General features: G+C 46.1%; 16 protein-coding genes. 7 read left to right on the forward strand and 9 right to left on the reverse strand.

Going from position 1 to position 16332, the window contains the following annotated elements:
• Positions 1 to 9: 9 nt before the first annotated feature.
• From B5X72_RS13990 to B5X72_RS14030, 9 genes are all read right to left on the reverse strand, one after another.
• Entirely contained in the window at positions 10 to 2688 is a 2679-nt protein-coding gene (locus tag B5X72_RS13990) for a PAS domain S-box protein (RefSeq protein ID WP_079717540.1), read from the reverse strand.
• Between the two features lie 262 nt (positions 2689 to 2950).
• Complete coding sequence (locus B5X72_RS13995) at positions 2951 to 4387, reverse strand: Glu/Leu/Phe/Val family dehydrogenase (protein ID WP_176146212.1); 1437 nt, start codon at positions 4385 to 4387, stop codon at positions 2951 to 2953.
• A 68-nt stretch (positions 4388 to 4455) separates the two neighbouring features.
• On the reverse strand, positions 4456 to 4674 hold the full coding sequence (locus B5X72_RS14000) for a CcmD family protein (protein ID WP_079717541.1): 219 nt from the start codon (positions 4672 to 4674) through the stop codon (positions 4456 to 4458).
• Positions 4675 to 4742: 68 nt separating this feature from the next.
• Positions 4743 to 5411, reverse strand: coding sequence for a cytochrome c biogenesis protein (ccsA, locus tag B5X72_RS14005; RefSeq protein ID WP_079717542.1), 669 nt, complete (start codon positions 5409 to 5411; stop codon positions 4743 to 4745).
• A 32-nt stretch (positions 5412 to 5443) separates the two neighbouring features.
• Complete coding sequence (locus B5X72_RS14010) at positions 5444 to 6103, reverse strand: heme exporter protein CcmB (protein ID WP_079717543.1); 660 nt, start codon at positions 6101 to 6103, stop codon at positions 5444 to 5446.
• 47 nt (positions 6104 to 6150) lie between these two features.
• Complete coding sequence (locus B5X72_RS14015) at positions 6151 to 6495, reverse strand: hypothetical protein (RefSeq protein ID WP_079717544.1); 345 nt, start codon at positions 6493 to 6495, stop codon at positions 6151 to 6153.
• Positions 6496 to 6570: 75 nt separating this feature from the next.
• Complete coding sequence (locus B5X72_RS14020; protein WP_079717545.1) at positions 6571 to 8397, reverse strand: ABC transporter ATP-binding protein; 1827 nt, start codon at positions 8395 to 8397, stop codon at positions 6571 to 6573.
• A gap of 56 nt (positions 8398 to 8453) precedes the next feature.
• Positions 8454 to 9014: a hypothetical protein gene (locus tag B5X72_RS14025; protein WP_176146213.1), complete on the reverse strand. Its 561-nt coding sequence runs from the start codon at positions 9012 to 9014 to the stop codon at positions 8454 to 8456.
• A 56-nt stretch (positions 9015 to 9070) separates the two neighbouring features.
• Positions 9071 to 9850, reverse strand: coding sequence for an SAM hydrolase/SAM-dependent halogenase family protein (locus B5X72_RS14030; RefSeq protein WP_079717681.1), 780 nt, complete (start codon positions 9848 to 9850; stop codon positions 9071 to 9073).
• 221 nt (positions 9851 to 10071) lie between these two features.
• Here B5X72_RS14030 and B5X72_RS14035 point away from each other — a divergent pair, with 221 nt between their 5' ends.
• From B5X72_RS14035 to hisH, 7 genes are all read left to right on the forward strand, one after another.
• A complete protein-coding gene (locus tag B5X72_RS14035; protein ID WP_079717682.1) occupies positions 10072 to 11037 on the forward strand; it encodes a PhoH family protein in 966 nt (321 codons plus the stop codon).
• A gap of 10 nt (positions 11038 to 11047) precedes the next feature.
• A complete protein-coding gene (locus tag B5X72_RS14040; RefSeq protein ID WP_079717547.1) occupies positions 11048 to 11998 on the forward strand; it encodes a phosphoribosylaminoimidazolesuccinocarboxamide synthase in 951 nt (316 codons plus the stop codon).
• 26 nt (positions 11999 to 12024) lie between these two features.
• Positions 12025 to 12408 (forward strand): STAS domain-containing protein, encoded by a 384-nt coding sequence (locus tag B5X72_RS14045; RefSeq protein ID WP_079717548.1) that lies wholly within the window; start codon positions 12025 to 12027, stop codon positions 12406 to 12408.
• Entirely contained in the window at positions 12405 to 13316 is a 912-nt protein-coding gene (locus tag B5X72_RS14050; protein ID WP_079717549.1) for a ribonuclease Z, read from the forward strand. Before B5X72_RS14045 ends, B5X72_RS14050 begins: the two co-directional genes overlap by 4 nt.
• A gap of 19 nt (positions 13317 to 13335) precedes the next feature.
• Positions 13336 to 14391, forward strand: coding sequence for a histidinol-phosphate transaminase (gene hisC / locus B5X72_RS14055; RefSeq protein ID WP_079717550.1), 1056 nt, complete (start codon positions 13336 to 13338; stop codon positions 14389 to 14391).
• A gap of 121 nt (positions 14392 to 14512) precedes the next feature.
• Positions 14513 to 15652 (forward strand): bifunctional histidinol-phosphatase/imidazoleglycerol-phosphate dehydratase HisB, encoded by a 1140-nt coding sequence (gene hisB / locus B5X72_RS14060; RefSeq protein ID WP_079717551.1) that lies wholly within the window; start codon positions 14513 to 14515, stop codon positions 15650 to 15652.
• A gap of 84 nt (positions 15653 to 15736) precedes the next feature.
• Positions 15737 to 16330: an imidazole glycerol phosphate synthase subunit HisH gene (gene hisH / locus B5X72_RS14065; protein WP_079717552.1), complete on the forward strand. Its 594-nt coding sequence runs from the start codon at positions 15737 to 15739 to the stop codon at positions 16328 to 16330.
• Positions 16331 to 16332: the final 2 nt, after the last annotated feature.

The following is a 16332-nucleotide window of genomic DNA, read 5'->3' on the forward strand; positions in this document are numbered from 1 at the left end:
ATGTTGGTTTTAGGTGAAATTGATCTGTTCAGCTTTGTTTGTGATTGCTTTTAAAATATCGTCCAGCTCAATTGCTGAACCGGAGATGGAGTCTAGTAATTCTTCATTTTCGATGCCGGATTCTGGAAAATTTTGAATCAAATCGACGAGTCCCATAATACGTGCCAACGGTGCCCGTACAACATGCGACTGCATCCAAGCAATTTCTTGTAGTTTCCTGTTTTGCGTTTCGATAGCCTCGATATGATTCAGCTTTTCAGTGATGTCCTGTGCTAAGATAAGTGCTGAAGCGCGACCGTGGAAATTAATAACAGCGCGTTGCACTTCTACATGAATGATTTCGCCATTTTTTTTGCGGTGGATATAGACATCTTGATTGAATAATTCATCATGTTCTTTGGAGAATGTGTTATTCCCCTTTGGCTTTGATTGCTTTTGGGCAGGTTTAATATCATTGATCGATAGGGTTAGAAATTCCTCTCGGCTATAGCCATAGTGCTTAACTGCAGCGATGTTGACGTCCAAAAAACGAAGGGTTTCCAAATCGTAAACCCACATGGGTTGTGGGCTGAGGTGGAATAAATTGCTGTATTTGGCCTCGGATTCTTCCACCTCTCGGAGATGTTGCTCCAATTGATGGTGCATTTCTTTCAGTTTTAACTCTTTCTGCTTCATTCCGGTAACATCAAGGCATGCACCTATCATTTTGACAGGCACGCCCTCTTCATCGACGATGCTTCTTACCCATGTTCTTAAATACCGGGTATCACCGTCAGGGCGTACGATACGCTCTTCAAAGACACTGTCATTACCGGTTTTATGTACTTGTTTTAAGATGTCTACAATGCGGCTCTTATCATCATCATGCAATACGGCCAGGTATCCTTGGAAGGTTGGGCGACAGTTGGTGTTGGCAAAGCCATAGATCTCGCGCAGTACGTTTGACCAACGCACCTTGTTGGTTTCAGCATCCCACTGCCAATTGCCAAAACGCGCCAATTCCTGTGCTTGATCAATCATGGCGGACGCTTCCTGGGCCAGATCGGCGTTCCTGCGGTTTTCCAGGATCATCTTTAACAGTGTCGCAGTGCGTTCGATGATAGCCGATTCTTCTGCATTCGGGGACTTTACCTGTTTATAATAAAGACCGAGGACGGCCATCACATGGCCATCCGAATCGATAATCGGATATGACCAGCAAGCCTTGAACCCATGGGCAAGGGGCAAATGCCGGATGTTTTCCCATTTGGAATCAGTAGCAATATCGCTGACAATGACCGGCGCTTTGAGATAGACCGCGGTGCCGCAGGAACCGGTATTGTTGCCTATTGTACGGTTGTGTATAGCTGCTGAATACGCTTGCGGTAACGAAGGCGCAGCCAAGTGAAGCAATCGCCCGTCATGTACGCGGTGTAGCGAACAATAAATGCCTTGGAAAAGCGCTTCAATACCCAGCAGGTATTCAGCGAGTATCGATTTAATGGGCGTATCCCGGCGAGCAATGAGTTCCAATATGTTTTTTTCGAGACGGTCAAGGTCGGCAAGGCGCTTGGTTTCGGTGATATCGACCATGACTCCTCGCAGCCATCTCGGCTGGCCAGACTTGGTGATGACTGATATGACATTCTTCACCCAAACGATATCTCCATTTTTTTTTACTGCCCGGTAGTCGACGGTATGGTTCGCCAATTTTTTCGTTTGCTGACGATGGTATTTAATCACGCGTTCCCGATCGGATTCGTGGACGTGCTTCGTCCAGAAATCGGGTTCGGAAAACCAGTCTGTGGCAGTGTAACCCAGCATCCTTTCCGCCTTTTTGCTGACAAATGTCAGTTCATAAGGCGCTACGCTGGCTTCCCACACAATTCCGTCAATCGTTTGAATCAGGTTTTGAAAATTCCGATCGGAAGAAACCAGTGCTTCTTCGGTATTCCGCTTCTTGGTGATATCTTTGGAAGTCCCGTAAATCCGTACACACACACCATTTACCATGTCGGCTTTACCGACGGTAGACAGCCAACGTTTCTGGCCCTTAGCGGTGGTGAACGGAAGGGTAAGCCGGAAAGGGGTGCCGAGCCGGCTAGTTTTTTGAAACGCCCTTACAACGCTTTTGCGACTTATTGAGTCAAAAAAAGATAAGGCGGATTCAAAATCGGGTTGAAATGAAGAATCGACCTGTAGAATCGTTTTTAGCCGGCGTGATAAGGCAACAGTCTTATGCATCATATTGACTTCCCAACTACCCGATTGGGCCATTTGTTGGGTTTGTTCTAACAGCCGCTCATGACGTTTCGCATCGGTTACGTCGGTCATCGATCGGATAATAAGCTTGATTTCTCCTTGTTCATCCAGCACGGGGGCGTTCGATACATTAAGGTATTTGATATCGAAGTTGGTAGGTGAACCGGCCAGTGGAAACGCAAATTTTTGAGTCGTCGGTTTACCTGGTTTTTTTTCGGTAAGTACCTGGTCAAACGTAGCCTTCCATAATTTGTTGTCCACGCACGGGTTACAGGGGAAAATATCAAAAAAACCTTTACCAACCAGTTCCTCACGCGTAGTAGCACTCAGCGCTAAGTAGGCATCGCTAGCATTGACGACAGTAAATACTGGTGCGTCTGGAAGCAGAACTAAGCATGGTGTCGGCAACGCCTCAAACACTGCCGAATAGTGCTTTTCGCTTATCATAGCTGTAACTGGTATTACATTATTTTTAAGTAGAAAGACCGTTTAATTGAATAACCATGCGATTACGGAAATAAAGTTAAAGTCTTTTTTATTAAAATCCTAACTTTTCATTTGTAAATAAATTTGCGTAACAGGCTATAGCTGCTTGTTTAATAGGGGGCGAGAAACCGCAGCACGCGGCTGTTGTGATGTAGAAGGCTAGGAAAAAGGAAAAGGACTATCCAAAAAGGAGGTGTTTCGGATAGTCCACATCGGAAGTGTATTATGGCCAGATACCTAAATTTTGGTAAGAGGCGGCAATCTTGTCAATTGCGCCTACAAAGGCCGCGGTCCGTAAAGTATCGATGGCGTTATTGGAATTTTTTATGGCCCTGATTTCATGGTAAGCACGGATCATGGTGTCTTCTAATCCGGAGTTAACCAGCTCCAATTCATCGGCGCCTTTCACGATGGTCATGCGCTGAGCCGGGGTTAGCGATTTGCCCGTGATAGCTTCGACCGTATTGACCAAATTAAGGTTTGCCATTTCCTCGTAGCGTTTATCCATACGCCCAAAGGCTACATGGGACAAATTTTTCAACCATTCGAAGTAAGACACAGTCACACCGCCGGCATTGCAATACATATCGGGAATAATGATGCCGCCTGCTTTGACGAATGCGGCTTCAGCGCCGGGTGTGGTGGGGCCGTTTGCACCCTCGGCAATAATCTTGGCTTTAATTCGGCCAATATTTTCCTCAGTCAACTGGTTTTCGAGCGCTGCCGGCACCAAGATATCACAAGCTTGCTCTAATCCTTCAGCAGATGTCGGAAATTCAAGGGTAGCCTTTTTGTAGCCCAATATGGAGCCGGTATTTTTGCGATGTTCGAGGATGGCATCCGGGTCTAATCCATCCGGATTAAACAGTGCGCCGTCGTACTCGCATATCCCTACGATGATGGCGCCAAACTCCATTAGTACCTTGGCGGTATTGTATCCAACATTACCTAGTCCCTGTACGATTACTTTTTTGCCGGCGATACCTGGTGTGAGGCCGATTTTCTTCATGTCTTCAGCCACGTCTACGCATTCGCGTATGGCGATGGCTACGCCCCTGCCGGTAGCTGCTTTGCGGCCATTGATCCCGTGTAATGACAGGGGCTTACCTGTCACGCAGCCAAACGAATCCAATTGTCCCGGATTCATCGTTGTATACGTGTCGGCGATCCAGCTCATTTCCCGCTCTCCGGTTCCATAGTCCGGCGCTGGCACGTCAATAGCCGGCCCGATAAAATTCTTTTTGATTAATTCAACCGTGTATCGCCGGGTAATATTTTCGAGTTCAGCTACCGAATAGTTTTTGGGATTGATGGCTATTCCGCCTTTGGCGCCTCCAAACGGTACGTTGACAATGGCACATTTATAAGTCATCAGGGCTGCGAGCGCCATCACCTCGTCTTCATTTACTATTTCGCTATATCGAATACCTCCTTTGGTAGGCGACATGTGCTGCGAATGTTCGACGCGCCACGCGTTGATTACTTCCAGTGTGTCGCCTCTCCGGAACGGGAAACTAAAACGATAAATGCTGTTGCACACTTTGATCTGGTTAAGCAAACCCTGGGGATGCTTGGTGAATTGCGCTGCATGATCAAAAAAGGCGGATACGTCGTCAAAAAAATGGGGTTCCTGCGTTGTTTTTGCTATTGACTTAGCCATAACAATAGTTAATTATTAGTTGGTAACGTTTAAATAAACAAGCAGCCTAAAGATGTCTCGCGAATGCATTAGTGTTTTTGTTGCTTTTCCAAACGCGAAAGTTTCCTGTCGATGGTAAACAAGTAAACAGCCAGCCCTAAAAAGAGCACCACCAATACGGCTACCACTACATAAATCTTGCCTGAGCTACGTAAACCCGTGGCCATTTCAACCCCGGTGTTCGATTGCGCAAAACTACATATTAACCCATTGATAACTAATAGCAAAGAAAGAATTATCTTTTTCATATTGTTTTGCAATAAACATTGTCAATTTTTCTCGTTTAATCGTTTTATAATTGTCATAATGCCAACATTTATTCGACTGCGGCATAATGCTTATATTCCAATCTGCGGATACGATAGCGCAGGGTCATTAACCATATGCCGATAAGTATCCAACCCAACGACGCAGGGTATAATACGGCTTTCATGGAGCCGTCAAGATCAAACTGCCCGAATCCCGAATTCCCGCCGGCGCCAGGGTGGAGGGAATCGGTGGTTTTAGGTAGGATATACATCAATACAATCATGATAGGAAAAGCAAACACGTTGTAAACGGCGGATATTTTCGCCCGTTTTTGCTCTTCCTCCAACGCATTGCGAAGTACTAAATACGCCAGGTACATCAATGTAGCAATAGCGGAGCCGTTCAGCTTCGGATCATTGGGCCAGGGATCGCCCCACGTAAAATTAGCCCACAACATACCGCTGAGCAGTCCGAATATACAAAAAACAATACCTACATTGACGCTTTCCACTGCGACCAAGTCATCCTGCGGATTGCTTGTAGACAGGTATTTGATACTATAGATGACCGAGATGGAATAGAGGGTAAACATCGCAAACCACATGGGGACATGGAAATACACATTGCGGATGGTTTCATGTACAATGGGAAGGGCAGGTACCGGTCCCAGTATGCCCATAATAATACTATATAGCAGCAACAGAATTCCAAGGAGCTTCCACCAGGCGTGTTTCATCGAACGTTAATATTGAACAAAGATCTTACAAATCAATCTCGCCAAAGGTAAGGAAATAACAGTAAAGAAATGGCAATTGTCATCATGTTGATGGCAACAAGGACAACCAGTTCATCATAACTAGCGCTGCGATCCAACCCATTCATCGCATTTTTAGAGACTTTAATGAGCACCAGAAGCAACGGAATAATGATAGGGAAGCTAAGTATCGCCATCAGCGTGCTGTTATTTCCTGCCTTGGCGCTAATACCAGAAACCATGGTAAAAACACATGCGAAACCAGTGCTTCCCAATAATACGGTGACCAAATAAAGCGCCGGATCACCAAGCGGATTCCGGAAAATAATGCCATATACGAGATACGCTATCGCTGACAACAATAGCATCATCAGAATATTATAAATGATTTTTGAAAGGATTACGGCTTTGGCGCTGGCTAGTGTGTAGTAGTACAATTGGCGGCCGCGACTCTCTTGAACGAAGCTTTTGTTGATTGCGTTGACGGAAGCAAACAGAAGAATAATCCAAAACAGAGCATTCCACGTAGTAGGATCCACGGATTTAAATGCTTGATAGCAAACAAAAACCGTGGATACCACATAAAGCAAAATACCGTTGAGGGCGTATTTGGAACGCCATTCCAACACGATATCCTTATGGATGAGGGCTTTGACCTCTTTGAGCAGACTCATTCCCGCAAAGATACAATTCGCGGCGTATTTTGCGGGTGAACTAGATACTATATTTCTTCTTGCACCTTATGTTGAGCGGTTTTTACGGCATCGCCTGCTTTGTCTACACCTTCCTTGGCCAATTGGTCGGCCTTATGGATAGCCGACTGGCCTTTGCTTCGTGCTTGAGCACCCAAATCGTTGATTTCACGCGTAGCCCGATCGGCCATTTTTGACGCTTTATTTAAGCCTTCTTTCGTGCTTTTCCGAATGGATTGGGTAAGCTCACGTATTCCTTCTCCTGCACGATCCAATTGTTTGCGGCCTTCCTTCGTGCCTAGCAGCAACCAAGCGACGGTACCTGCTGCAAGCCCAACCAACGCATACGTAGCAATACTGTTTTTCGTGTTCATCTTGTTGTCCTTTTATTATCGTTATCACCGTTTTTATAATTAAGAACAACGGTACACAAAAAAAGTTTTAATAGACTATTTATCTGCGAGCTGAAGTTTATAAAGGTGATGGTACAACCCTTCCCCCATTTCCATGAGTTCTTGATGAGTACCGGAAGCGACCACCTGCCCGCATTCAACCACTACAATTTGGTCGGCTTCACGAATTGTGGAGAGGCGATGGGCAATAATGATGGAGGTGCGGTTTTTCATCAATTCTTCCAAGGCTTGCTGAACTTGCCGTTCGGATTCGGAATCCAATGATGATGTAGCCTCATCAAGAATGAGGATGGCTGGATCTTTAAGTAATGCTCGGGCAATGGCGATGCGCTGGCGCTGCCCGCCCGACAATTTCACGCCGCGTTCACCCACCAAGGTATCATAACCTTCAGGGAAATCCATGATGAAATCATGGGCATTGGCCCGCTTAGCGGCCGTAATGATCTCGTCGGCATCAGCATCAAGCCTTCCATAGGCAATGTTTTCGCGGATAGTACCGCCGAAGAGCAGTACGTCCTGTGGCACAATGGCGACTTGATGACGGATATCGGTCAATGGGTAACTGCTTGCTTCGCGGTCATCAAACAGGATATGACCGCTATCGGGTTTGTAAAATTGCAATATCAAAGCAGCAATCGTGGATTTGCCTGTGCCGCTCGGTCCTACAATAGCAATTTTTTCGCCGGCTTGCGCGTGGAATGACACGTTTTTCAATACGGTGATTTCACGTCGAGAGGGATAAGCAAACGTTACATTTTGGAAGGCAACACTTCCAGCTATTGGATTTTTGATGGTTTTCTCCTCTTGCAATAAACCGATGTCTTCTTGCTGCTCGTCTAAAATTTCGATGACACGCTCACTGGCGCCTATTGCTTTTTGAACGTTGGCGTATAGTTCGGGGAAACTGCCCATAGATCCAGCAACGAATATCGAGTAAAGAATATAGGTAGTGAGGTCCCCCACAGAAATATTGCCCGTGGCTACCAGGGCCGATCCATACCAAATGACCGCCACCACGGCACCAAAGAGGCAGAAAATAATGAAAGAAGCAAAGATGCCGCGGTATGTGGCGCCCTTGACGGCAAGTTTGACTACAGCATGAAGCGCTTTGGAATAGCGGGCAGCTTCGTAAGCTTCATTGACGAACGCCTTTACATTGCTGATACCCTGCAGCGTTTCCTGCACAACCGTGTTTGATTCAGCAAGTTTGTCTTGCGCTTTACGTGATAATTTACGGATAAACCGCCCGAATACGACGGCAATCACGACGAGAATAGGTAAAATGCTTAGGTTAAGTAGCGTGAGTTTGCCCGAGACGACAAATAGCAGGCACACACCGCCGCTCAACAAGATAATCTGCCTGATGATTTCGGCCAAGGTCGTCGTCATCGTATCCTGAATCTGTGCCAAATCTGCCGAAAGGCGGCTATTTAACTCACCGACTCTTCGGTTGGCAAAGAAATCAAGCGGCAGCGTGATTAGCTTATAATAGGAATCACGGCGAATATCCGCTAGGGACTTTTCAGCGACCTCGACAAAGAGGCGTATCCGAAAAAAAGATACCACCGACTGGACGAACAGGATGGCGAATGCAACAGCGCCGATTGTGCGGATATCTGCCGGTATCCAAGCGTAACTTCGCTCGCCTTGGGCTGCATCAATCATGGCACCCAGAAGCGCAGGGAAAGTGAGTGCGGTTAGGCTCGACAAAAACAGAAAGACCATACCAACGATGAATTTCAATCGATAAGGTTTTAGGTAGGCCAACAACTTGGCGGCTTTCCTAAGCGTAGTTTTGGTGAGTTTTGGTTTGGGCAGATCCTCTGATGGCGTATCCCCACTATTTAACCGTTGTCTTGCCATGTCCTATAAATAAAAACTATAGGCACAAAAGTATGGACAATAATGCGTTAGCCATATCACGTTTTCGTCAATTTTTGGCGTTTGATAAAAACATAGGCACCGCCACCTAATAACGTTAGTCCCAGTAGTATCACCAGGCCTTCATATAATTGGTTGGTCTTTTCCAGTGCGCTGATTTGACTGGCCAGTTGTTCTTGTTGCTGCTGCAGTTTGCTAATTGTCTTAATGTAACCATTAATACGGCCGTCATATTCGGAAGCTTGCTCAGCTATTTGCGATTTTTCAAACTCCTTATAATCGAGCAACGTTTTTGTTTCGTAGAATATATCGTTGTCCATGAGTACAATCTGCTTTAGGATATCAATGGAGGCCTGCATGTCTTTCTTGGTTTTAAGGCCAAAAATTCCGGTACGTCTTCTGAGGCTTTCATCGAACTGGCCGAATCGTTCGCTGCGCTGGGCCAACAATTCGTTTACCTTTCGGCGTTGACTTTCGTACCCTACCGTGTCTGTCGTTTGCTGCCGGGCAAACGACGGTGCGAAGGCCAATAGTATGAGTAGTAGGCTACAGCTTGTAGGTATGAGGTAAGCAAAACAAGCGCTTGTCCGTCTATACATGCGTATAATAATTCTATTCAAAAAACCGCTCATTACAATCACTTTTCCCTGTCAAATTATTTACGAAATTCCACGCGGATGATGTCTCCCTTATGCAGTCCGAGCAGCCCACTTGCGTTGCCTTTGTTGATGGCTATTTCTAAGTAATTGCTGATGCCGAACAAACAAAGCTTCTCACCTTCAGGTACCTCGTTGTAATGCCAGCTCATCTGGTCAATGGTCTCATTGCGCCTAAAATACAATACAAAATTGCGTCCACGCTGCACTTTGTTAAACAGTTCTTTGCTGATGTTGCTAATGACGTTGCCAAACGAATCGACGAAGACAACACTGCCTCTCAAGCTGTCTTTTTCAACTACAGGTTGTACCAGGGTACGATCTACCACAGCATTTACGGGATCGCCGATATCAGTCAGCTTGCCGCCTTTTGCGAGGTGGCATGCCGCCTTGGCAAAAATGTCCGTCAACGGGAAATGCAGGTACTTTAAGTCTTGAATGATATTAAGTTCCACAGCGTCAGTCGGCGGGCCATCCAATATCAGTGAAAAAATACCGTTGTCTGCTCCGACAAAAAAGTGACCGTTGTACGCTAACGCCAGATAGCGTGTGTTTTGATTGAACACAGAGTCGATACCGATAAGGTGAACGGTGTTTTCCGGAAAATATGTATAGGCATTTTTTAATACGAATGCCGCATATTGAATGTCAAAAGGGGGGATCTCATGGGAAATATCGACCAATTGTACTGCCGGAAATTGGCTAATGATGCTGCCCTTCAGTGCAGCCTGATAAAAATCTTTATTCCCCAAATCTGTTGTTAAGGTAATGACACCCATACCCGCCTTGATTGCAACCGATGCAAACTTAGATAAAGTTGGTATCATTTTAAAATTGTCTGCAAAGTAGATTTTTAATTTCAGCGATACGAATTGCAATTTATCGCTATATTTGAAGGCGGCACTTGACTAGGCCTTAGGCAATAGGCTGCAAGCGGTGAGCTTACAGCCTACAGCATAAAGCTTAAAGCATGAAAAGCGTAAAGCAAACTGGGAAGAATTTGAGCGAGTTAAATATTACCTTAGAATATGTGAATCCCGCTGTACTATGGGGAGCGCAAAATGAACATTTCGAGGTGTTCAAAAAACAATTTCCGAAACTGAGGATTGTTGCCAGGGGCAATGAGGTGAAAATACTGGGGGACGGGCGTGAGATTGCAGCGTTTAAAGAGCGTTTTGACAAAGTGATTGCCCACGTCGAGCAGTATAACAGCTTAACCCTAACCGATGTGGAAACCATACTTGGAGCACCGGCGTCATCGGATGTGTCGAGGAAAGCGGATCATGCTGTGGCAAGCAGCAATATCGGCGGTGAGCCTATTGTCTTCGGGCCTAATGGTATTGTGGTCAAGGCACGGACAGCTAACCAGCGGCGGATGGTTGAAAGCATCATAAAAAACGATATTTTGTTTGCTATCGGCCCGGCTGGAACCGGTAAAACATATACCGCGGTCGCACTTGCTGTTCGTGCACTGCGCAACAAGGAAATAAGGCGTATTATTCTGACAAGGCCAGCTGTGGAAGCGGGCGAAAACTTGGGGTTCCTACCAGGTGATTTGAAGGAAAAAGTAGATCCGTACCTAAGACCGCTTTATGACGCATTGGATGATATGATTCCTGCCGAGAAACTGAAGGTCTTTTTGGAAAACCGGACGATAGAAGTTGCTCCACTTGCCTTTATGCGAGGGCGCACGTTGGACAATTGCTTCGTTATCCTAGACGAAGCGCAAAACGCCACCGATATGCAGATGAAGATGTTTCTTACGCGGATGGGACCAACCGCGAAGTTCATCGTTACGGGAGATGTGACACAGATTGACCTTCCCAAAAAACAGCAGTCGGGGTTGCAAACCGCACTGAAATTACTTGATGGCATTGAGGGTATCGATATTATTTACCTAAGTGGCGGGGACGTGGTGCGGCACAAGCTGGTGCGGCGCATACTGGAGGCCTACGGAGATATTTGATGTTAGAAAAATGAACACGATAAAAGAGACAAATTTCCATTTTCAGAACCAAACTGCCTTTTACCGCGGAAAGGTGCGGGACGTTTATACAATTTCAAATAAGTACTTGGCCATGGTTGCTACTGATCGGATCTCCGCTTTCGACGTTGTACTTCCTCGGGCCATTCCCTATAAGGGTCAGGTACTCAATCAAATAGCGGCAAAATTTCTTCGGGCTACAGAAGACATCGTGCCCAATTGGATCATGGCAGTGCCGGATCCCTGCGCGACGATCGGTCTCCTCTGCCAGCCGTTTAAAGTAGAAATGGTTATACGGGGTTACCTCTCCGGTCACGCTTGGCGGGAATACCAAACTGGCAAACGCACGATCTGCGGCGAGCCGCTCCCCGATGGTCTCCGGGAAAACGATCGGCTACCAGCCCCCATCATTACACCAACGACCAAAGCAGCTGTGGGCCATGATGAGGATATTTCAAAGGAGGAACTATTGAGGCAAGGGATTGTATCGGCATCGGATTATGCGCTATTGGAGCAATACACACACGCGCTTTTTAAGCGAGGTACCGAATTAGCTGCCGAACGAGGGCTGATTTTGGTGGATACCAAATACGAGTTCGGTAAATTGGATGGAAGAATATACCTCATCGATGAGATCCATACGCCCGATTCCTCGCGTTATTTCTATGCGGATAGCTACGAACAATTGCAGCAGGAAGGAAAGCCGCAACGGCAATTGTCTAAGGAATTTGTCCGGAAATGGTTAATAGAAAATGGGTTCCAGGGGAAAGACGATCAAAAAGTTCCTGAAATGACGGATGAAATTGTATCTTCGATCTCCGAAAGATACATTGAGCTCTTCCAACACATCACCGGAGAGCAGTTTGCGTATCCGTTGGAAATGGATGTGCTGGAACGGGTAGAGCGCAATGTCGTAGCTGCACTGCAAGAGCTAACTAGTTAAAGATGTGATTTAAATTTATTGCCATCATGAAATTCACCATTGATAAACACGAAAAATATGTCATCATCCAACCTCATGTGGAAGTATTGGATGGCGACTCAGCGCCCAAGATTAAAGCTGAATTTCTCTTACGCAATAGCGGAGGACAACGCAATATTGTGCTGGACTTGTCGTATGTAAAAGAGGCCGATTCTTCGGGTTTACGTACCGGGCTGTTGGCTCATCGCCTGTGCAAAGCAGCGGGGGGGGTGTTCATTCTGGCTTGTGCAAACCAGCAAATCAAAAACCTGATTTCGGTATGTAAGCTGAATGATGTGTTGACCGTGGCACCAAATACTGCGGAAGCAGAAGATTTAATTTTTTCAAAAGAACTGGAAAAGGATCTGAGGGGTGCCGTGGAAGAGGGATGAGATTTGAAGTATTGATTTTAGGGAGTAGTTCTGCTACACCGATATATGGCCGCCACCCAACGGCGCAACTCATCAACGTCAATGAACAATTATACTTGGTCGATTGCGGTGAGGGTACACAAGTGCAATTGATTAAATATGGCATTAAGAGCAATCGGATCAAGCACATATTCATCAGCCATTTACATGGCGACCATTACTTAGGGCTGATAGGTCTCCTTTCTTCTATGCATTTGGTGGGGCGTAAGGAAGAAGTGCATGTCTACGGTCCGGCGGCATTGGAAGAGATTATTAACATTCATTTTTTACACTCGCAAACGGTGTTGCGGTATCCATTGTATGTACATGCTACGCAAGATGAATCCGCGGAAATGATTTTTGAGAATGAACACCTTCAAGTAAGCAGTTTCCCCCTCGACCACCGAATCGTATGCACAGGGTTCCGATTCGATGAAAAAAAGCGGTTGCCGACGATCGATCGTGCAAAGACCGAAGCGTTGGGCGTCCCTACCGCGTACTTACCCCTTATCAAGCGTGGACATGACTATACGGCACCTGACGGAACAGTACATCGCTGGCAGAATTTGACCCTTGACCCCCCTGTTCCAAGGAGCTATGCATACTGCTCCGATACTGTGATGACGCCGAGCTATCTTCCATATATTCGAAAGGTGGATTTATTGTACCATGAAGCTACATTCCTCCATAATATGCTTGACAGAGCGCGGGATACCTATCATACGACCGCATTGCAGGCTGGTGAAATTGCCGTAGAGGTACAGGCGAAAAAGCTACTCATCGGACATTATTCGGCACGATATAAAGATTTAAAACCGTTGCTGGAAGAAAGCAAGACGGTATTTGAGGCGACACAGTTAGCTTTAGAGGGCAGTTGGTATAGCGTATAAAATTCAGTTGAAGTTATTGATGGCTAATTCATTTGATTTAACGAATCTATTGAGGGATAACATCCGAAAACTAATCCCTTATTCATCAGCTCGAGACGAGTTTAAAGGAGAGGCGTCTGTATTGATGGATGCCAATGAGAATGCATATGGTTCCCCCTTGGACCGGAGCTACAATCGTTATCCAGATCCGCTGCAGCACCAGTTAAAGCTGAAATTGAGCGGCATCAAAGGAGTGCCTGCCCGGAATATTTTTCTGGGGAATGGCAGCGACGAAGCAATAGACCTTTTATACCGGGCGTTTTGTCGCCCGGGTATTGATAATGTCTTGCTCGTGCCTCCAACATACGGTATGTATGAAGTGTCGGCCAATATCAATGATATAGCGGTCAAGAAGGTAAGCCTTACCCCCGACTTTCAGCTTGATTTGGATGGGATCGCAGAGGCCATCGACGACAATACACGGATGATTTTCTTGTGCTCGCCAAACAATCCCACCGGCAATTCCCTGCGTCGGGAAGATGTGGAAACTATTTTGGCGAATTTCGGCGGACTGGTCGTGATAGACGAGGCATACATCAACTACTCAAGGCAGAAAACCTTTATCCAAGAACTAACCGAATATAGCAACCTGGTGGTGTTGCAGACGCTATCTAAGGCTTGGGGCTTAGCCGGATTACGGCTTGGGATGGCTTTCGCAAGCGAGGAGATAATCGAAGTGTTTAACAAGATAAAGCCACCTTATAATGTCAATCAGGCTACGCAGGAATTGGTATTAAAAGCGCTGGATAAGCTGGAAACGGTGAATGCATGGATCAGGGAAACCGTCACTGAACGGGAACAGTTGTCGGAGGAACTACGGAAATTGCCGTTTGTCTTGCATGTTTATCCATCAGATGCCAATTTCATACTGGCGAAAACGACCGAACCGCGGCAGGTGTATGAGTATTTAGTAAACAAGGGCATCATTGTACGCGACCGCTCCAAAGTGGAGCTATGCGCCGGATGCTTGCGCATAACTGTGGGGACGCCTGATGAAAATAAGATGCTGATCGCGGCGCTGAAACAGTATCCCTGAGATTAGGATGCTGTCACGGCAGCTATTGAAATGAAGAAAATTTTGTTTTATTGCATGACAATTTTACCTAAGTTTGGCGGGGTCAATACGATCTTAATAGGGGAGGCAAATAGTTAGATCCATGCCTGATACGATTAAACGATTACTTTTCATAGACCGCGATGGTACGTTGATTCTCGAGCCAGAGGACGAACAGGTTGATTCGTTTTCCAAGCTCAAGTTTTACCCGGGAGCATTGCAATATTTGCCGCGGATTGCGAGCGAACTGGATTTTGAATTGGTATTGGTGACCAACCAGGATGGGTTGGGCACAAACGCGCATCCGGAAGAACACTTCTGGCCGGTGCACCATTTTGTCATCGACACCTTTGCCGGAGAGGGGGTTGTATTTACCGCCCAACATATCGATCGAACCTTTCCGCATGAAAATGCGCCCACACGCAAGCCTGGGACAGCTCTGCTTACGGCTTATTTCGATAAAGATAGGTATGATCTCGCACACTCCTATGTGATTGGTGATCGCGTAAATGATGTGAAGTTGGCGCAAAACCTTGGATCGAAGGCCATTTGGTTGCGCAATAATGACACACTCGGTGCCGCTGAAGCCCATCAAATCGACGAATCGGTGGTGGCATTGGAGACCGCTGACTGGAAAGCTATCTATGAATTCTTGAAATTGGGTGCGCGTATAGGGGAGCATCGTCGCAAGACCAATGAAACCGATATTTACATCAAGCTAAACCTTGATGGCAAGGGCAAGGCTGACATTTACACCGGGTTGCCCTTTTTTGACCATATGCTCGATCAGATAGCTCGTCATGGCCAAATCGATCTCACAGTACGTGCCAAAGGCGATTTGCATATCGACGAACACCATACCATCGAGGACACAGGGATAGCCCTGGGAGAAATTTTTGCCGAGACATTGGGTGATAAACGAGGTATTGAACGTTATGCGTTTACCTTGCCGATGGACGATTGCTTGGCACAGGTCGCCATCGATTTTGGTGGACGAAACTGGATTGTGTGGGACGCCGAATTCAAACGGGAAAAAATCGGGGATATGCCCACGGAGATGTTTTTCCATTTCTTTAAATCGTTTTCGGATGCCGCAAAGTGCAACCTCAACATTAAGGCAGAAGGTGAAAATGAACATCATAAAATAGAGGCGATTTTCAAGGCGTTTGCCAAGTCCATTAAAAAGGCCGTGCGTAGAGACGCCGAACATATGGAGTTGCCAAGCACGAAAGGGGTATTGTGAGGCTGGATAAATAGAGCATGAACAGGAGCGAAAAATAAGGGCTGTTCTTGTTCTTTGATTCTTTCGTCCTCAATTCAAAATAATATGACAGGAATCATTAATTACGGAGCGGGAAATATTTTTTCACTGACGGCTGCCCTGGACCGGCTGGATATTCCGTATGGAATGATCAATGAGGTAGACGAACTGGCGATTTACGACCGCATCATCATTCCTGGAGTTGGCCACGCGGGTGCAGCAATGCGAAAGTTGAGGGAGTCCGGACTGGCGTCATCAATTAGCCGCATTACTAAACCCGTCTTGGGAATATGCGTTGGCATGCAACTGCTTACGGCTTATTCCGAAGAAGGCGACAGCCCGCTGTTGGATATTATTCCGTTGAATACGTTACACTTTGAAAAGCGGATAGCTGAAAAAGTCCCCCATATGGGTTGGAATAAGGTGTTTCATGAAAATGGCTGTCCGATATTCGACAATATAAAAAAAGATGCCTACTTTTACTTTGTTCACTCTTATTTTATTGAATATAATGCTACTTTTACAGCCGCTTTTGCTCGTTATGGACTGAAATTTTCAGCTGCCATACAGGACAGAAATTTTTATGGCGTACAGTTTCATCCTGAAAAATCTGGGGAGGCAGGTGAGCGGTTATTGTTGAATTTTTCAAACTTATATTAACA

Origin of the sequence: Parapedobacter luteus (assembly GCF_900168055.1) — a bacterium.
GTDB lineage: Bacteria > Bacteroidota > Bacteroidia > Sphingobacteriales > Sphingobacteriaceae > Parapedobacter > Parapedobacter luteus.

Excerpts from the sequence above, each read along its gene's own strand:
- B5X72_RS13990 (WP_079717540.1), bottom strand. The coding sequence starts at position 2,688 with ATGATAAGCGAAAAGCACTATTCGGCAGTGTTTGAGGCGTTGCCGACA.
- B5X72_RS13995 (WP_176146212.1), bottom strand. The coding sequence starts at position 4,387 with ATGGCTAAGTCAATAGCAAAAACAACGCAGGAACCCCATTTTTTTGAC.
- B5X72_RS14000 (WP_079717541.1), bottom strand. The coding sequence starts at position 4,674 with ATGAAAAAGATAATTCTTTCTTTGCTATTAGTTATCAATGGGTTAATA.
- ccsA (WP_079717542.1), bottom strand. The coding sequence starts at position 5,411 with ATGAAACACGCCTGGTGGAAGCTCCTTGGAATTCTGTTGCTGCTATAT.
- B5X72_RS14010 (WP_079717543.1), bottom strand. The coding sequence starts at position 6,103 with ATGAGTCTGCTCAAAGAGGTCAAAGCCCTCATCCATAAGGATATCGTG.
- B5X72_RS14015 (WP_079717544.1), bottom strand. The coding sequence starts at position 6,495 with ATGAACACGAAAAACAGTATTGCTACGTATGCGTTGGTTGGGCTTGCA.
- B5X72_RS14020 (WP_079717545.1), bottom strand. The coding sequence starts at position 8,397 with ATGGCAAGACAACGGTTAAATAGTGGGGATACGCCATCAGAGGATCTG.
- B5X72_RS14025 (WP_176146213.1), bottom strand. The coding sequence starts at position 9,014 with ATGTATAGACGGACAAGCGCTTGTTTTGCTTACCTCATACCTACAAGC.
- B5X72_RS14030 (WP_079717681.1), bottom strand. The coding sequence starts at position 9,850 with ATGGGTGTCATTACCTTAACAACAGATTTGGGGAATAAAGATTTTTAT.
- B5X72_RS14040 (WP_079717547.1), top strand. The coding sequence starts at position 11,048 with ATGAACACGATAAAAGAGACAAATTTCCATTTTCAGAACCAAACTGCC.
- B5X72_RS14045 (WP_079717548.1), top strand. The coding sequence starts at position 12,025 with ATGAAATTCACCATTGATAAACACGAAAAATATGTCATCATCCAACCT.
- B5X72_RS14050 (WP_079717549.1), top strand. The coding sequence starts at position 12,405 with ATGAGATTTGAAGTATTGATTTTAGGGAGTAGTTCTGCTACACCGATA.
- hisC (WP_079717550.1), top strand. The coding sequence starts at position 13,336 with ATGGCTAATTCATTTGATTTAACGAATCTATTGAGGGATAACATCCGA.
- hisB (WP_079717551.1), top strand. The coding sequence starts at position 14,513 with ATGCCTGATACGATTAAACGATTACTTTTCATAGACCGCGATGGTACG.
- hisH (WP_079717552.1), top strand. The coding sequence starts at position 15,737 with ATGACAGGAATCATTAATTACGGAGCGGGAAATATTTTTTCACTGACG.